Genomic DNA, 15,037 nt, shown 5'->3' on the forward strand with positions numbered 1-15,037 from the left:
GGGCGCCGGGCCGTTGCGGTCAGACCCTGGTGACCGACGAGACCGGCATCATGCCGACCGGGTCGTAGCGCACGGGGGCGCCGGGGTGGGGCGCGTGGATCACCTGGCCGTTGCCCGCGTACATCCCGACGTGGCTCGCGTCGTCGCGGTAGACCACGAGGTCGCCGGGCCGCGCCTCGGAGAGCGGGACCCGCCGGCCGGCGTACCGCTGGGCCTGCGAGGTGCGCGGCAGGGCCACCCCGGCCTGCGCGTACGACCACTGGGTGAGGCCCGAGCAGTCGAAGCCGGAGGGGCCGTCGGCGCCCCGGACGTAGGGCTTGCCGAGGGCTGTGCGGGCGGCGGCCAGGGCGGCGGCGCGCGCCGGGGCGGGTGCGGTGCCGCCCGGGCCGAGCAGGTCCGCGCGGGCGGAGCGGGTGGCCCGGTCCCAGGCGGCGCGTTCGCCGGACGGGAGGGAGTCGAGCAGTCTGCGGGCCTCGGCGAGTTTGCGTTCCGCGGTCCGCTTGTGGGCGGCGGCGGCCCTGCGGCTCCTCTCCAGCGCGCCGAGCCTGCCGACGGTCTCCTCGCGGTCCTGGGCCAGGGAGCGCAGGGCGCCCCGGAGTCTGCCGAGTTCACCGGTCCGGTGGGCGGTGATCCGGTCCAGCACGGAGGCCTTCTCGAGGTAGTCCTGCGGGTCGTCGGCGAAGAGCAGGACCAGGGAGGGGTCGAAGCCGCCGGAGCGGTACTGGGCACCGGCGAGCGCTCCCAGCGACTCCCGCAGGGTGTTGACGCGCTCCTGCTGGCGGGCGATGCCGTCCTGTGCGGTGGCGATCTGCCGGCGCAGGCCGTCGGCGCGCTCGCCGGCCTCGTCGTACGCCTCGGTCGCCTTCTCGGCCTCCCGGTGGAGGCGGTTCACCTCGGCGCGGGTGTCGTCGTACGGCGTGGCCGCGGCCGGTACCGCGCCGAGGGCGGTGGCCGCCGCCGACAGCAGGCCGAGGGCGACGGCGGTGCCCCGGTCGGCTCCGGAGGACGGTGCGAGACGGCGATGGGACCCCACGGGAAACCGCGCTCCTTCCGCTGGCGGACGGGGAAACGCGGCAGACAGTAGCCCCCGCGGCGGCGGGCGGACCAACGGCCGGGACCGGGCGCACACGGCGGCGCCCCGCCTCTGACGCAGGTCACAGGCGGGGCGCGGGGCCGGTGCGGTCCGGTGCGATTCCCCCGGACGGCGGCACCGGCGGGGAACGCTAGACGCGGACTCCGAACATGAACGGGCCGCCGATGGTGTCCATCGACTCGTAGCGCACGACGGTTCCGGTGCGCGGGGCGTGGATGATCTGGCCGTTGCCCGCGTACAGGCCCACGTGGTGCAGGTCGTTGAAGAAGAAGACCAGGTCGCCGACCTTGAGCTGGCTCACCGAGTAGATCCGGGTGCCGGCGCCGGTCTGCGCCTCGGAGGTGCGCGGGATGCCGACGCCGGCCTGGGCGTACGCCCACTGGGTCAGGCCCGAGCAGTCGTAGGAGGACGGGCCGGTGGCGCCGTAGACGTAGGGGCTGCCGAGCTTGCTCTGGGCGGCGGCGTAGGCCGCGGCGGCGCGTCCGGAGCCGGCCGGGACGTCGGCGGTGAGGGCGTCGCGCTCGCTGGTGCGGGTGGCGCGGGTCTGCTCCTCGGCGAGCTGGGCCTTCTCCGCGGCGGTGAGGCTGTTGAGCAGCTTCTGCGCGGAGGCGAGCTTGGACTGGACTTCCTTCTTCTTGTTGCCCAGTTCGGTGCGGGTGGAGGCGAGGTCCTCGAGCTTCTCGGACGCCTCGGAGCGCTGCTGGGCGAGTTCGCGCTGCTTCTCCTGGATCTTCTTCAGCGCGTCGACCTGCTGGGTGCTCAACTGGTCGAGGGTGGACGCCTTGTCGAGGTAGTCGTCCGGGTCGGAGGAGAGGAAGAGCTGGACGGAGGGGTCGATGCCGCCGCTGCGGTACTGGGCGCTGGCCATCGAACCGAGGCCGTCGCGCAGCTCGTTGAGCTCCTGCTGACCGCGGGCGACGTTGTCCTGGATGGTGGAGATCTCCTTCTGGAGCTTCTCCTGCTTCTCCTTGGCCCCGTTGTACTTCTCGGTGGCCTGCTCCGCCTGCTCGTAGAGCTTGTCGACCTTGGCCTTGACCTCGTCCTTGCTCGGCTTCTCACTGGGCGCCGCGTTGGCGGCCTGCGAGCTCATGACTACGGCAGCTGCGGCAGCGGTGGTGAGCACGGTCACACGTGCGCGGCTCGGCTGCTTGGGACGACGGTGGGACGCCACGGAGACGAGCTCCTTCTCGAGAGTGATCGCGCGGTCGCGGGTTCGAGGCAGACCCTAATGATTCTCTTGTGATCAGTTCAAATCCCCGGACGGAAAATCTCCATTACAGCGCGTTTATTTGACCTCAACTCACCTGCAGTGACGCACCCTTGACGCTACGCTGCGTGACGATCCCGTCAATTCGGTCATAGACCGCGTACGTTGCAGGGGGGACGGAAGTCAATCAGGTGTCAGGAAAGCCTCTTGAGGAGAACCGCCGAGGCGACCGGGCGGGCGCCCGCGCGGGCCACTCCGTCGGCGACCTCGCGGTCGGTGGAGGCGACGATGACGGGCCGGCCCGGCGGCTCGGCGCGTACCAGCTGACGGATCAGCTCGTCGGCGGTGACGCCCGGCTTGGAGAACAGCACCCGCACCCCGCGCGGCGGCGCCAGCAGCACCGGCACGGCCAGTTCGGCACCGTCGAAGACGCAGGTCACCTCCGCGCCGGTCTGGGCGGCGAGCTGGGCGAGCTGGCCCAGCAGCCGCAGACGCTGCTTCTCCAGGGGCATCTGCGGATAGCCGGTCTTGGTGACGTTGTAGCCGTCGACGACCAGATGCGCCTGCGGCAGCGCCAGCAGCTGGTCGAGGATCGCGGGGTCGTCCTCGGACAGCGCGCGGGCGGCGATGTCCTTCGGGGTCATGCGCCCCGGTTCGACGGCGTCCACGGTCTCGGCGGGCCGCACGGACACCGGGGGCAGTGCCAGCTCGCGGCGGAGCCCCTGGGCGGCGTCCAGCACGGTGTCCAGCAGCAGCCGTACCCGCATGTCCTCCACGCTGCGGCCCTCGCGGGCCGCCCGGCGCGCGGCCTCCAGCGCGGCCTCGGTCTCGCCGAGCCTGGTCCTGAGGCGGCGGCTCTCGCTCTCGGCGGCCGACACCTGGGCGTGTCCCTCGGCGCGGACGCCCTCCATCTCGCCCCGCAGCTTGCGCAGCGCGGCCTCGCCGCGCTTGACGTCGCTCAGCGCGGAGCGCAGCTTGCGGTGCAGCGCGTCGGCCTCCCGCTTCGCCGCGTCCAGTTCGGTGCGCAGCCGCTCGGTCTCCGACCTGGTGTGCTCGCGGGCCCGGTCGAGTTCGGCGCGCAGCCGCTCCAGCTCGGCCCTGCTCTCCTCGCCGGCCCGCTCGGCGTCGGCGCGCTGGGCCTCCTCGCCGGCGGCGGTCACCAGCTTGACCCAGCCGGGCGGGCGGATCACGTAGGCCGCGGCCGCCACGTCGAGCGGGTCCGCGGCCGGGGGCGGGGTGCCGGATTCGAGGGCGCCGGTCAGTTCCGGCTGGGCCTCTGCGAGCCGCTCACCGATGCGCTGCCGGAACAGCGGGTCGGTCTCCAGCGCCGCCGCCATGGCGTTGCCGGCGAACTTGGCACGGCGGTTCGGGGCGAACCGGGCGTACTGCCGCAGCTGGGCGGGCAGCTCGGTGACCGTGAGCCCGCCGAAGCCGTCGGCGACGATCTGGACGACCCGGCGGCGCACTCCCTCGGGCAGCGGGCGGTCGAGCACCTCGGCGGCGCCGTCCTGCGGCCCCTCGCCCATGGTCTCCGCCATCCGTCACACCCCCATGCCTGTGTGCGCCCCCGTGTGCGGGGTCGCCGTCCGCGGGGCCCGCTCCTGCTCAGGAGCCGGCGCCCGGCCTGTCCACGAGTTCCACCTGGTCCACCGCGTTGCACCAGCGGCAGCGCACCGACTCGATCGTCTCATCGAGCACCTCGCGCTCCTCGACCGCGGGCTCCCCGGCCAGGTCGAGGTGGACGTACTCGACGACCTTCGACGAGCGGGTCACGTCGAAGCGCGTGAGGTTGCCGCAGAGGGTGCAGCGCCACCGCGTCGAGGCGGTCGGCAGAGGAACCGTCATCGTGGCTGTTCGCCTTCCTTCCAGTGTCCGTGACGCACCGGCCCGCCCGGGGCGTGTGGCGGTAACCCTAAGGCCTGGCGGGTCCCCGCCGCCCGCCCGCCCACGACGGCGAGGCGGTCCGTGCGGTTGTGTCCGGTTACGTCATGCTCTGTGGTCATGATCCGCAACTGGGGCGCGTCGGCGGCCGGGGCGATCCGGGGCACCCCGGCGCCGGTCACCCGCGCCCTCATCGTCCTGTGCTGCCTGCTCTTCCTGGTCGGGCCCGCCTCCGGCCTCGATCCGGCCCACGGCTCCGGGGAGGAGCTGGCCGCGGCGCGGCGGGCCTATTTCCGGCGCTGGGGCGTGATTCCCGCAGACCTGTTCGAGGGTTCACCCGGGGCCGTCCTCACCCCCGCCACCGCGCTGTTCGTGCACGGCAGCTGGGTGCACCTGCTCGGCAACATGCTCTTCCTCCAGGTCTTCGGCACGATGACCGAGGCACGGATGGGCCGGGTGCGGTTCACCCTGTGCTACGCCGGCTGCGGCTACCTCGCGCTGCTGGGGTACGCCGCCGCCAACGCCGGCTCCGAGCGGTCCCTGGTCGGTGCCTCGGGGGCGGTCTCGGCGGTCCTCGGCGCGTTCCTCCTCCTGTTCCCCCGGGCGCGGGTGACCAGCCTCCTGCCGTTCCTGTTCTTCCTGCCGGTACGTCTGCCGGCCTGGGTGGTGCTGCCGTGCTGGGCGGCGTTGCAGTGGGTGGCGGCGGGGCGGGCGGCCCAGGGGCCGGGGGTGGCGTACCTGGCGCACGTGGTGGGGTTCGGCCTGGGCTTCGGCTGCGCGTGGGTGTGTTCCGGCAGGGCGACTACAGTGAAGTCCGCCCCTGCTCCGGCCCCCGAGGGAGAGAACCAGCCGTGATCACCGCGATCGTCCTCATCAAGACCAGCGTGGACCGGATCCCCGAGATCGCGGAGCGGATCGCCGCGCTGGACAGCGTCAGCGAGGTCTTCTCCGTCACCGGCACCTACGACCTGATCGCCATGGTCCGGGTCCGTGAGCACGAGGACCTGGCGGAGGTGATCCCCGGCCGGATCAGCAAGATCCCGGGGGTGGAGGGCACCGACACGCACGTGGCGTTCCGCACGTACTCGCAGCACGACCTGGAGGCGGCGTTCGCCATCGGGCTGGACAGCTGAGGCCGGCCGGCGCGGAGGAGATGAAGGGTTCCTCATCCTGGACCCATCCGGGCCCTGCGGTCCGGCGCGCAGGATCGGGTCCATGGTCCTCACTCGCCGGATGGCGGCCCTGGCCGCCGTCGTACTGATCCCGCTGGGCGCCGCCGCGACCAGCTTCGCGCTCGCCGACAGTCCCGCGCCCCCGAGGTGCCGCCGCGCGTCGAACTGGACAGCGGCTCGCCCACCCCGACGTCCACGGCAGGCGCGGCACCGCCCGGCGTGGCGCGCGCGGCTCGGGCGCCGGACTCGGCCTGTCGATCGTCAGGGCGATCGCGGAGGGCCACGGCGGCCTGGTCCGCCTGTACGACACCGAGGGCGGCGGCGCCACCTTCGTACTGACGCTGGACCGATCGCGGGAGGAGACGCGCACATGAACCGGATTCTGATCGTCGAGGGCGAGGAACGCATCGGACGCCGAGCTCGACCGGATCCCGCTGGTCGACGGCGGTGAGGGCACGGCCTCGGCGCTCGCCGCCGCACCCGGCGGACCGGCACCGTCACGCCCGGGCGGAGGGATTCGGCACGCAGCGGCCGTCCACCGTGCGGTAGCTCCAGCGCGCCCCGTCCCGCACCAGTTCCCGCACCGCCCGCACGAACCGCTCCACGTGCTCGTCCGGCGTGCCCGCGCCGAAGCTGACCCGGATGGCGTTGAGGGACTTCTCCCCGGGCGCCGCCTCGGGGGCGCCGCACTCGCCCTGGGCCTGCGGGTCACCGCCGAGCAGCGTGCGCACCAGCGGGTGCGCGCAGAACAGCCCGTCCCGTACGCCGATGCCGTACTCGGCGGACAGCGCGGCGGCGAAGTGGGAGCTGTTCCAGCCCTCGACGACGAAGGAGAGCACGCCGACGCGCGGGGCGTCGTCCCCGAACAGGGACAGGAACCGCACCTGGGGAACGTCCGCGAGCCCGTCGCGCACCGTGCGGATCAGCCGCTCCTCATGGGCGAGCAGCGCCTCGAAACCGGCCTCGGTGAGCGCCTTGCAGGCGGAGGCGATGGCGTAGGCGCCGATGACGTTGGGGGATCCGGCCTCGTGGCGGGCGGCGCCGTCGTGCCACTCCACGTCCACTCCCCCGTCCGCGCGGCGGGTGACCTTGCGGCTGGCGCCGCCGCCCGCGAGGTAGGGCTCGGCCTGCCGCAGCCAGTCGGCGCGGCCGGCCAGCACACCGGAGCCGAAGGGGGCGTACAGCTTGTGCCCGGAGAACGCGACCCAGTCGACGTCCAGGTCGCGGAGGCTCACCGGGTGGTGCGGGGCGAGCTGGGCGGCGTCCAGCACGATCCGGGCACCGTGCGCGTGCGCGGCGGCGGCCAGTTCCCGTACGGGCCACAGCTCGCCGGTGACGTTGGATGCGCCGGTGACGCAGACCAGGGCGGGCCCGCGGGGGTCACGGCCGGCGAGGGCGCGCTCCAGGGTCTCCACGGCCTGCCGCGGGCTGCTCGGGGCGTCGAGGCAGGTGAGGCGCGTGCCGCGGGCGGACCCCCAGGGCAGCAGGGAGGCGTGGTGCTCGGTCTCGAAGACGAAGACCTCGCAGCCGTCGGGGAGCGCGGCGGCGAGCAGGTTGAGGGAGTCGGTGGTGGACCGGGTGAACACCACCTGGTCGCCGGTGCGGCAGTCGAGGAACTCGGCGACGGTGCGGCGGGCGTTCTCGAACAGGTCGGTGGAGAGCTGGGAGAGGTACCCGGCGCCGCGGTGGACGCTGCCGTAGTACGGCGCGTACGCGGCCACGTCGTCCCAGACGCGCTGGAGCGCGGGCGCGCTGGCGGCGTAGTCGAGCGCGGCGTAGGCGACCTCGCCGCCCGTGACGAGGGGGACGGTGACGTCCCGGCCCAGAACGGGCAGCGGGGAACAGACGGACTGGCCGACGGCAGCGGTGGAGACGGACATGGCGCAACTCCCGGTGAGGCAGGCGGAACCGCCGCGCGAGCACACATCGCTCGAGCACGGGGGGAAGAGAAAGGGGGTGTGCGGAGGCGGGGCTCTGCGGCCCTAGCGCATTCGCTTGCTCACGGAAGGCTCCTCGACGACCAGGACCCCTGGCCCCACGCTGTTCACAGCGTGCGAGGGGTCCGCGCTTGCCGACGCGCCCTGCTGCCCATCGGCCTGGTCTTCACCCGGGGCACCCCGCCACGGACGGAGGGTTGCCGGACAGCCGGCCGGGGCCTGATGGCTGTCACTCATGACCTGGAGAGGAACGTACGTGAAGTGATCGAGTCCCGCAACCCGGGTCCGGATCGCGGGACGTCCGCCGTCGGGCCGCTACGCGTTGCTGACGGCCACCCAGCGCTCCAGGACCCGCCCGGCGGCCCCCGAGTCGATCGCCTCGGCCGCCCGCGCCATCCCTGCACGGATCTGCTCGGTGAGGGTTCCGGGGCCCGGCTCCAGGGCGACCAGCGCCGCCGCCGAGTTCAGCAGCACCGCGTCCCGTACGGGGCCGCGCTCGCCGTCCAGCAGCCGCCGGGCGACCTCGGCGTTGTACGAGGCGTCCGCGCCGCGCAGCGCTTCCACGGGCACCAGGTCGAGACCGGCGTCGCGCGGGTCGAAGGCCTCCTCGGTGACCTCGCCGTCCCGGACCACCCACACCCGCGAGGTGGCGGTGGTGGTCAGCTCGTCCAGGCCGTCGTCGCCGCGGAACACCAGTGAGGAGTGGCCGCGTGCGGCGAACACACCGGCCATGATCGGGGCCATCCGCGGGTCGGCGACCCCGACCGCCTGGGCCTTGACCCGTGCCGGGTTGGCCAGCGGACCGAGGAAGTTGAACACCGTACGGATGCCCAGCTGTCCCCGGGCGGCGGCCACGTGGCGCAGCGCCGGGTGGAACTTCACCGCGAAGCAGAAGGTGATCCCGGCCTCCTCGGCGACCTCGGCCACCCGCCGCGGGGTCAGCTCCAGGTTGACGCCGAGCTTCTCCAGGACGTCGGAGGCACCGGATGCCGAGGACGCCGCCCGGTTGCCGTGCTTGACGACCTTCGCGCCGGTGCCGGCCACGACGATCGAGGACATCGTGGAGATGTTCACCGTCTTCGCGCCGTCCCCGCCGGTGCCGACGATGTCGACGGTGTCTCCCGGCACCTCGATCACATGGGCGTGGTCGTACAGCGCACGGACGCAGCCGGTGATCTCCTCGACGGTCTCGCCCTTGGCCCGCAGGGACACCGCGAACCCGGCGATCTGCGCGTCACTCGCCTCGCCGCGCATGATCAGGTCCATCGCCCAGGCGGTGTCGTCGGCGGACAGGTTCCGTCCGTCCAGCAGTCCGTTCAGCAGGGCGGGCCAGGAGCGGCCCGCCGCGGTGTCGCCTCCAGCGGGGGTCACAGCGCTCATCGGCCGCTCCTGATCGTCGTAGAGGAGTTCCGGGACCGCGGGGGTCCCGCACCCACCCTATCCAGGTCCGGGGACGGCGAAGGGCCCCCGTCCGCGGAACGGACGGGGGCCCTTCGCCGTCGTGTGGCGACTCGGGTGAGGCGAACCGGTGATCAGTGGTGGCCGTGGCCGCTGGTGATCTCCTTGTACTCCTCGACGGTCGGCTTCGCGACCTGCGCGTCCTCGCCGTAGTACCCCTTGCTCAGCCTGGCGCGCAGCTTCTCCGTCGCGCCGACCTTGCGCCGGACACCGTTCTCGTCGACCGTCGGGCCGATCTCGACCGGCTTGTACTGCTCGTGCGCGGTGAGGGTGTGCAGCTGCTCCTGGCTGAGCGGCTCGTGGACCTCGATGAACTCACCGTGCGGCAGGCGCTTGATGATGCCCGACTCGCGGCCGTGCAGCACCTTGTCCCTGTCCCGGCGCTGCAGGCCGAGGCAGATCCGCTTGGTGACGATGAACGCCAGGACCGGCGCGACGAAGAACGCGACCCGCACGAACCAGGTGATGGCGTTGATCGACAGGTGGAAGTGGGTGGCGAACAGGTCGTTGCCACCACCGATGAGGAGCACGACGTACAGCGTGATCCACGCGACGCCGAACGCGGTGCGGGTCGGGGCGTTGCGCGGGCGGTCCAGGATGTGGTGCTCGCGCTTGTCGCCGGTGACCCAGGACTCGATGAACGGGTAGACCGCGATCGACACCAGGACCAGCGGGAAGATCAGCAGCGGGATGAACACGCCCAGGACGAGCGTGTGACCCCAGAAGTTGATCTCCCAGCCCGGCATCACACGGATCAGACCCTCGGAGAAGCCCATGTACCAGTCGGGCTGGGCGCCGGTGGAGACCATGTCCGGCCGGTACGGGCCGAGTGCCCAGATCGGGTTGATCGTGGCGATCGCCGAGACGGCCGCGAGCACACCGAAGACCAGGAAGAAGAAGCCTCCGGCCTTGGCCATGTAGACCGGCAGCAGCGGCATGCCGACGACATTGTCGTTGTTCTTGCCGGGGCCCGCGAACTGCGTGTGCTTGTGGTAGAAGACCAGGATCAGGTGCGCCACCACGAGGCCGAGCATGATGCCCGGCAGCAGCAGGACGTGGATCGAGAAGAACCGGGCCACGAAGTCGTCGCCGGGGAACTCGCCGCCGAAGAGGAAGAACGACAGGTACGTGCCGACGATCGGCACGGACAGGATCGCGCCCTCCATGAAGCGGATACCGGTGCCGGAGAGCAGGTCGTCCGGGAGCGAGTAACCGGTGAAGCCGGTGAACATGCCCAGGACGAACAGCAGGAAGCCGAACAGCCAGTTGATCTCACGCGGCTTGCGGAACGCGCCGGTGAAGAACACGCGCATCATGTGCACGAACATGCCGGCCAGGAAGACCAGCGCGGCCCAGTGGTGGATCTGCCGGATCAGCAGACCGCCCCGGACGTCGAAGCTGATGTCCAGCGTCGACTTGTAGGCCTCGCTCATCAGCTGTCCCTGCAGCGGGACGTAGGAGCCGTGGTACTCCACCTCGTTCATCGACGGGTGGAAGAACAGCGTCAGGTACACACCCGTGAGGATGATGATGAGGAAGCTGTAGAGGCAGATCTCACCCAGCATGAACGACCAGTGGTCGGGGAAGATCTTGCGCATGTTGGCCTTGGCCAGGGAGTAGATCCCCAGCCGGCCGTCGGCCCAGTCGGCGACGCGTTCGCCGGCCGGCGCCTTCGCGCGGGAGCGGCCCGACGCGTCGGCGGCCGATGTATGCGTGGTGGAGTTGGTGGTGCTCATCCGCGCTCCCAGAAAGCAGGCCCGACGGGCTCGTCGAAGTCGCCGAGCGCCTCGAGGTAGCCCTCGTCGTTCACGCCGATGCGCAGCTGCGGCAGGGCGTGACCGGCGGGACCGAAGATCACCCGGGCGCCGTCGGCGAGGTCGAAGGTGGACTGGTGGCAGGGGCACAGCGCGTGGTGCGTCTGCTGCTCGTACAGGGAGATCGGGCAGCCGACGTGGGTGCAGATCTTCGAGTAGGCGAGGATGCCCTCGTGCGACCACTCGAGCGAGCGCTTGTCCTTGATGTCGTCCGGCTGGATGCGGACCAGCATCAGGGCGGCCTTGGCGATCTCCGTCTGGAAGCCGTGGTCGTGCTCCTCCAGGCCCTCGGGCTTGGCGAAGGTCAGCGAGCCCAGGGTGAGGTCGGACGGCCGCAACGGCTCGTTCGTGTTCATGTTGACGAGCAGCTTGCCCTTGGACCACAGCGTGTGGCGCAGCTTGGTGCCCGGCAGGGGTCCGAGGTCGCGCAGCAGCACCACGCCGGAGAGCGGGAACAGGGCGAGCGCGCCGAACATCGTGTTGCGGATCAGCTTGCGGCGGCCCAGCACCGACTCCTTGGCACCCTGGCGGAAGTCGTCCATGACCTTCGCCTTGACCTCGGGGGAGGCCTCGATCGGGTGCCGCTCGTCGGCGAGCTCGTGGTCCGACATCAGCGTGCGGGCCCAGTGGACCGCGCCGGCGCCGATGGCGAACAGGGCGAGACCGAGCGTCATGCCGAGCGCGAAGTTCAGCGCGCTGACGTGACCGAGCGGGAAGATGTGGACCACCCGGTCCACCGGGATCGTGACGTACGACACGATGAAGCCGATGGTGGCCAGCATCGACACCGTGAACAGCAGGGCGACCGTGCGCTCGGACCGCTTGGCGGCCCGCTCGTCGAGGTCCTGGATCCGGTGCTCGTGGGGCGGCAGGCCCGGGTCGGCGAACGGGTTCCGGTCGTCGGCGAGCTTCACCGCGCCACGGGTGGTGTCCCGCGCGGCGGGCAGGTTCTCTTCGGGAATGTCTTGGCTACTCATGACTTCTTGGCCTTTGCGGTCCGAGCGGCGACCCAGACGGCGACCGCGACCAGCGTGCCCAGTCCGAAGATCCATCCGAACAGACCCTCGGCGACCGGCCCGAGGCCACCCAGCTCGAGGCCGCCGAAGCTCTCGGTCTCTTCGCCGTTGACCGCGTGCAGGTACGCGATGACGTCCTTCTTGTTCTGCTCCGACAGCGCGCTGTCGGGGAAAACGGGCATGCTCTGCGGGCCGGTGAGCATGGCCTCGTAGATGTACTTGGGGGCGACGCCCTCCAGGGTCGGGGCGTACTTGCCGTGGGTGAGCGCACCGCCCTTGCCGGTGAAGTTGTGGCACTGCGCGCAGTTGTTGCGGAACAGCTCGCCGCCCTTGGCGATGTCGGCGCCCTCGGGGCCGTACTGCTGCTCGGTCGGGACGGCCGGGCCGGCGCCCAGGGAGGAGATGTACGCCGCCAGCTGGTCGATCTGGGCCTGGGTGTAGACGGCCTTCTTGTCCGGGAGCTGCGCGGCCTGCGAGGTGGCGGCCGGCATGCGGCCGGTGCCCACCTGGAAGTCGACGGCCGCGGCGCCCACGCCCACCAGGGTCGGGCCGTCGGAGGTGCCCTGACCGCCGGTGCCGTGGCAGCTCGCGCAGCCGACCGTATAGAGCTTCTTGCCCTCCTCGATGGTGAGGGACTGGGCGGTTTCGTCGGCCTGCGCCTTGTCCGCGGGTGCGAACACGGCGTACAGCCCCCCGGTGCATGCCAGCGCGAGGAGTAGGACGACGAGCGCCGCCAGCGGATGGCGTCGTCGTGCGGAGAGCTTTTTCACGGATTACCCCGGTGTCAGGATCTTCTGCGTCGATGCTTCTGTTGGGTGCGCCGCTTCGAGCGCGCGCGGATGTGGCCCGGTTACTTGATCATGTAGATCGTGGCGAAGAGGCCGATCCAGACGACATCGACGAAGTGCCAGTAGTAGGACACGACGATGGCCGCGGTCGCCTGCTCGTGGGTGAATCTCCGGGCCGCGTAGGTCCGGCCCAGGACCAGCAGGAAGGCGATGAGACCGCCCGTCACGTGCAGGCCGTGGAAGCCGGTGGTCAGGTAGAACACCGAGCCGTACGGGTCGGAGGAGAGGGACAGGCCCTCGTGCTTGACCAGCTCGGTGTACTCGAAGACCTGACCGCCGATGAAGACCGCGCCCATGATGAACGTGACGATGAACCACGTCCGGAGCTTCTTCACGTCACCGCGCTCGGCGGCGAACACGCCGAGCTGGCAGGTGAGGGAGGAAAGCACCAGGATCGTGGTGTTCGCCGCCGAGAACGGGAAGTTCAGGCTGTCGGCCTTCTCCGACCAGAAGTCGGGTCCGGTCACCGATCGCAGGGTGAAGTACATCGCGAAGAGGGCCGCGAAGAACATCAGCTCGGAACTCAGCCAGATGATGGTTCCGACGCTGGTGAGGTTCGGCCGGTTGACCGACGGGTGCGCGTGCCCGGTATCTACTGTCGTTGCTGTCGCCACGCCGACATTATGTCGGTCGCTTATCCCGCCCTCACTCCCGGGGGTGCCGTTCGGTGTGTTCGCCCGTCCTGTACTGCCCGTATGGCCCACCGGGCGCCCCTTCGAAGCCATGTCCGAACCAGTGTTGACAAGCGGTTCGAAGGGGTAGCATCCGCGCCATCGGTACCCGAAGTTCCCGACAGAGCGATGCCCTCTCTCTTACGCGCGGAGGAACAATGCAGGCGACCGCCACGGTGCTGGTCTACAGCGACGACGCCCACACCCGGGAGCAGGTGCGGCTCGCCACCGGCCGGCGGCCGGCCCCGGACGTGCCCCTCGTGGAGTTCGTGGAGTGCGCGACCCCGGCGGCCGTGCTGAAGGAACTGGACCGGGGCGGCATCGACGTGTGCGTGCTGGACGGTGAGGCCGTGCCGATGGGCGGCATGGGGATGTGCCGGCAGATCAAGGACGAGGTCTTCCGCTGTCCGCCGGTGCTCCTGCTGATCGGGCGGCCGCAGGACGCGTGGCTCGCGACGTGGAGTCGCGCCGAGGGCGCGGTCACCCTGCCGGTGGAGCCGGTGGAGTTCGCCTCGGCGCTGGCGGCCCTGCTGCGGCAGAGGTTCCTGCAGAGCGTCTAGGAGCCCGATCCGTGCCGTGGTGGTGCGGCCGCGGGGCCCCCGTGGCCGGTCGCGCGCCTTTCCCGCGCCCCCGGGGGTCACACCGCCGCCGGCCGGAGGCGGGCCGACTCCCCGGGGTCCGCAGCCGTGCCGGAGGTCAGGGCACTGCCCGCGCGCCACTCGGTCCAGTCGAGGTTCCAGTCGCCGTAGCCGTTGCCGAAGGGCTCCATGGTGTCGCCGGCGGAGTTCACCACCTCGACGACGTCGCCCGCGCGCACGGTGTCGAAGAACCACTCGGCGTTCGTGGTGTTCATGCCGACGCAGCCGTGGCTGACGTTGGCGGAGCCCTGGGAGCCGACGGACCACGGGGCGGCGTGCAGGTACTCGCCGCTCCAGGTGACCCGGGTGGCGAAGTGGACGTCCATGTCGTACGACTCGGCCGAGCCCTCGGCGATGCCGACGGTGGTGCTGCGCATACGTACGAGGCGTTCCCTGGCGAGGACGACCTTGACGCCGTTGCGGGTCTCGAAGCCGGGCTTGCCGGTGGTGACGGGGATCTCCTTGATCACCTCGCCGTTCCGGTGGACGGTCAGCCGGTGCGCGGCGGCGTCGGTAACGGCCGTCACCCGGTCGCCGGTGCGGATCGTCAGCGGCTCGGCCGTGCCGCCCCGCAGCCGGTCGCCGATCGCGACGCCCTCCAGGGCGCTGCGCACGCTGATGGTGGCGTGGGCCGGCCAGTAGTCCTTCGGGCGGTAGTGCAGCTTCTTGTCGTCCACCCAGTGCCAGGTGCCGGTCACGGCGGGCGTGGACTCGACCTTCAGGGCGCGTTCCACGACGGCCCGCCGGGCCCGGTCCGCGACGGGCGCGTCCAGTTCGGCGGTGAGGGGCTGGCCGACGCCGTAGGTGCCCGCCGGGGGGCCGAAGGTCACGGCCAGGCGCTTGCTCGTGGTGGGCTTGCCGGTGGTGAAGGTGAGGACCCTGCGGCCGGGGGCCCCGTCCTCGTCCTCGGTGCTCACCCGGACCGTGTACCGGGTGTGGGTGGCGAGCGGGGAGGTGCTGTGCCAGCGGCTGCCGTCGGCGGCCAGTTCGCCCGCCAGGTGGCGCCCTGAGGCGTCCACGGCGGTGACGTCCGTGACGCGCCCGGCCGGGTCTTCGGCGACGACCTCCAGGGGCTTGTCGGGGTCGGCCGTCCCGCCCGCTTCGACGGAGCCGCCGAAGGAGATCCGGTCCGTCGCGTCGTACGGCTCGGCGGACAGCGGGTCGCCGTCGGACGTGCAGCCGGTGACGCCCGCGCCGAGGGTGATCGCCAGCAGTGCGCAGCCGACGACGCGGCTCCGGCCGGCGCCCGCGCCACGAGGGGACTCCGTGTGTCTCATGGCCTCACGGTAGGAACGCGTCCGC

At 71.6% G+C, this 15,037-nt stretch carries 14 protein-coding genes, 2 pseudogenes and 1 riboswitch; of the genes and pseudogenes, 5 read left to right on the plus strand and 11 right to left on the minus strand.

Features of this window, described 5'->3' with window-relative positions:
- Positions 1-19 precede the first annotated feature (19 nt).
- The 4 genes from ACF07S_RS13035 to ACF07S_RS13050 form a co-directional block, all read right to left on the minus strand.
- A complete protein-coding gene (locus ACF07S_RS13035; RefSeq protein ID WP_391974186.1) occupies positions 20-1,033 on the minus strand; it encodes an NlpC/P60 family protein in 1,014 nt (337 codons plus the stop codon).
- Between the two features lie 190 nt (positions 1,034-1,223).
- The gene (locus tag ACF07S_RS13040; protein ID WP_391965194.1) at positions 1,224-2,264 is read right to left on the minus strand and encodes an NlpC/P60 family protein; all 1,041 of its coding nucleotides are present in this window, start codon (positions 2,262-2,264) and stop codon (positions 1,224-1,226) included.
- 230 nt (positions 2,265-2,494) lie between these two features.
- Positions 2,495-3,838, minus strand: a complete 1,344-nt coding sequence (locus tag ACF07S_RS13045; protein WP_391974187.1) for an NYN domain-containing protein — start codon at positions 3,836-3,838, stop codon at positions 2,495-2,497.
- Positions 3,839-3,905: 67 nt separating this feature from the next.
- The gene (locus ACF07S_RS13050) at positions 3,906-4,145 is read right to left on the minus strand and encodes a hypothetical protein (RefSeq protein ID WP_145869774.1); all 240 of its coding nucleotides are present in this window, start codon (positions 4,143-4,145) and stop codon (positions 3,906-3,908) included.
- Positions 4,146-4,301: 156 nt separating this feature from the next.
- Here ACF07S_RS13050 and ACF07S_RS13055 point away from each other — a divergent pair, with 156 nt between their 5' ends.
- The 4 genes and pseudogenes from ACF07S_RS13055 to ACF07S_RS13070 form a co-directional block, all read left to right on the plus strand.
- A complete protein-coding gene (locus ACF07S_RS13055) occupies positions 4,302-5,036 on the plus strand; it encodes a rhomboid family intramembrane serine protease (protein WP_391965196.1) in 735 nt (244 codons plus the stop codon).
- On the plus strand, positions 5,033-5,314 hold the full coding sequence (locus tag ACF07S_RS13060; protein WP_030820493.1) for an Lrp/AsnC family transcriptional regulator: 282 nt from the start codon (positions 5,033-5,035) through the stop codon (positions 5,312-5,314). The genes ACF07S_RS13055 and ACF07S_RS13060 overlap by 4 nt, the downstream gene beginning before the upstream one ends.
- Before the next feature lie 82 nt (positions 5,315-5,396).
- Positions 5,397-5,569 (plus strand): annotated as a pseudogene (locus ACF07S_RS13065) (small secreted hydrophilic protein); the annotation flags it as partial.
- Positions 5,554-5,727: pseudogene (locus tag ACF07S_RS13070) on the plus strand (ATP-binding protein); the annotation flags it as partial. The pseudogenes ACF07S_RS13065 and ACF07S_RS13070, both read left to right, overlap by 16 nt.
- A gap of 123 nt (positions 5,728-5,850) precedes the next feature.
- Here ACF07S_RS13070 and ACF07S_RS13075 read toward each other — a convergent pair.
- From ACF07S_RS13075 to ACF07S_RS13100, 6 genes are all read right to left on the minus strand, one after another.
- Entirely contained in the window at positions 5,851-7,233 is a 1,383-nt protein-coding gene (locus tag ACF07S_RS13075; RefSeq protein WP_391965197.1) for an aminotransferase class V-fold PLP-dependent enzyme, read from the minus strand.
- Positions 7,234-7,412: 179 nt separating this feature from the next.
- Positions 7,413-7,531: riboswitch (SAM riboswitch) on the minus strand.
- A gap of 74 nt (positions 7,532-7,605) precedes the next feature.
- On the minus strand, positions 7,606-8,670 hold the full coding sequence (gene trpD / locus ACF07S_RS13080; protein WP_391965198.1) for an anthranilate phosphoribosyltransferase: 1,065 nt from the start codon (positions 8,668-8,670) through the stop codon (positions 7,606-7,608).
- A 152-nt stretch (positions 8,671-8,822) separates the two neighbouring features.
- Positions 8,823-10,484 carry a cytochrome bc complex cytochrome b subunit gene (locus ACF07S_RS13085; protein ID WP_391965199.1) on the minus strand — a complete coding sequence of 554 codons (1,662 nt, stop codon included), beginning with the start codon at positions 10,482-10,484 and terminating at the stop codon, positions 8,823-8,825.
- Positions 10,481-11,539 (minus strand): Rieske 2Fe-2S domain-containing protein, encoded by a 1,059-nt coding sequence (locus tag ACF07S_RS13090; RefSeq protein WP_391965200.1) that lies wholly within the window; start codon positions 11,537-11,539, stop codon positions 10,481-10,483. The genes ACF07S_RS13085 and ACF07S_RS13090 overlap by 4 nt, the downstream gene beginning before the upstream one ends.
- A complete protein-coding gene (locus ACF07S_RS13095) occupies positions 11,536-12,348 on the minus strand; it encodes a c-type cytochrome (RefSeq protein WP_391965201.1) in 813 nt (270 codons plus the stop codon). The genes ACF07S_RS13090 and ACF07S_RS13095 overlap by 4 nt, the downstream gene beginning before the upstream one ends.
- Positions 12,349-12,428: 80 nt before the next feature.
- Entirely contained in the window at positions 12,429-13,040 is a 612-nt protein-coding gene (locus ACF07S_RS13100) for a heme-copper oxidase subunit III (RefSeq protein WP_391965202.1), read from the minus strand.
- A gap of 215 nt (positions 13,041-13,255) precedes the next feature.
- On the opposite strand from ACF07S_RS13100, the gene ACF07S_RS13105 reads away from it, so the two are divergent.
- Entirely contained in the window at positions 13,256-13,657 is a 402-nt protein-coding gene (locus ACF07S_RS13105) for a hypothetical protein (protein WP_391965203.1), read from the plus strand.
- Between the two features lie 77 nt (positions 13,658-13,734).
- On the opposite strand, the gene ACF07S_RS13110 is transcribed toward ACF07S_RS13105, so the two are convergent.
- A complete protein-coding gene (locus tag ACF07S_RS13110; RefSeq protein WP_391965204.1) occupies positions 13,735-15,012 on the minus strand; it encodes an Ig-like domain-containing protein in 1,278 nt (425 codons plus the stop codon).
- Positions 15,013-15,037: the final 25 nt, after the last annotated feature.

Source organism: Streptomyces sp. NPDC016640, from assembly GCF_043076215.1.
GTDB lineage: Bacteria > Actinomycetota > Actinomycetes > Streptomycetales > Streptomycetaceae > Streptomyces.

Excerpts from the sequence above, each read along its gene's own strand:
- ACF07S_RS13085 (WP_391965199.1), bottom strand. The coding sequence starts at position 10,484 with ATGAGCACCACCAACTCCACCACGCATACATCGGCCGCCGACGCGTCG.
- ACF07S_RS13075 (WP_391965197.1), bottom strand. The coding sequence starts at position 7,233 with ATGTCCGTCTCCACCGCTGCCGTCGGCCAGTCCGTCTGTTCCCCGCTG.
- ACF07S_RS13050 (WP_145869774.1), bottom strand. The coding sequence starts at position 4,145 with ATGACGGTTCCTCTGCCGACCGCCTCGACGCGGTGGCGCTGCACCCTC.
- trpD (WP_391965198.1), bottom strand. The coding sequence starts at position 8,670 with ATGAGCGCTGTGACCCCCGCTGGAGGCGACACCGCGGCGGGCCGCTCC.
- ACF07S_RS13090 (WP_391965200.1), bottom strand. The coding sequence starts at position 11,539 with ATGAGTAGCCAAGACATTCCCGAAGAGAACCTGCCCGCCGCGCGGGAC.
- ACF07S_RS13055 (WP_391965196.1), top strand. The coding sequence starts at position 4,302 with ATGATCCGCAACTGGGGCGCGTCGGCGGCCGGGGCGATCCGGGGCACC.
- ACF07S_RS13045 (WP_391974187.1), bottom strand. The coding sequence starts at position 3,838 with ATGGCGGAGACCATGGGCGAGGGGCCGCAGGACGGCGCCGCCGAGGTG.
- ACF07S_RS13110 (WP_391965204.1), bottom strand. The coding sequence starts at position 15,012 with ATGAGACACACGGAGTCCCCTCGTGGCGCGGGCGCCGGCCGGAGCCGC.
- ACF07S_RS13105 (WP_391965203.1), top strand. The coding sequence starts at position 13,256 with ATGCAGGCGACCGCCACGGTGCTGGTCTACAGCGACGACGCCCACACC.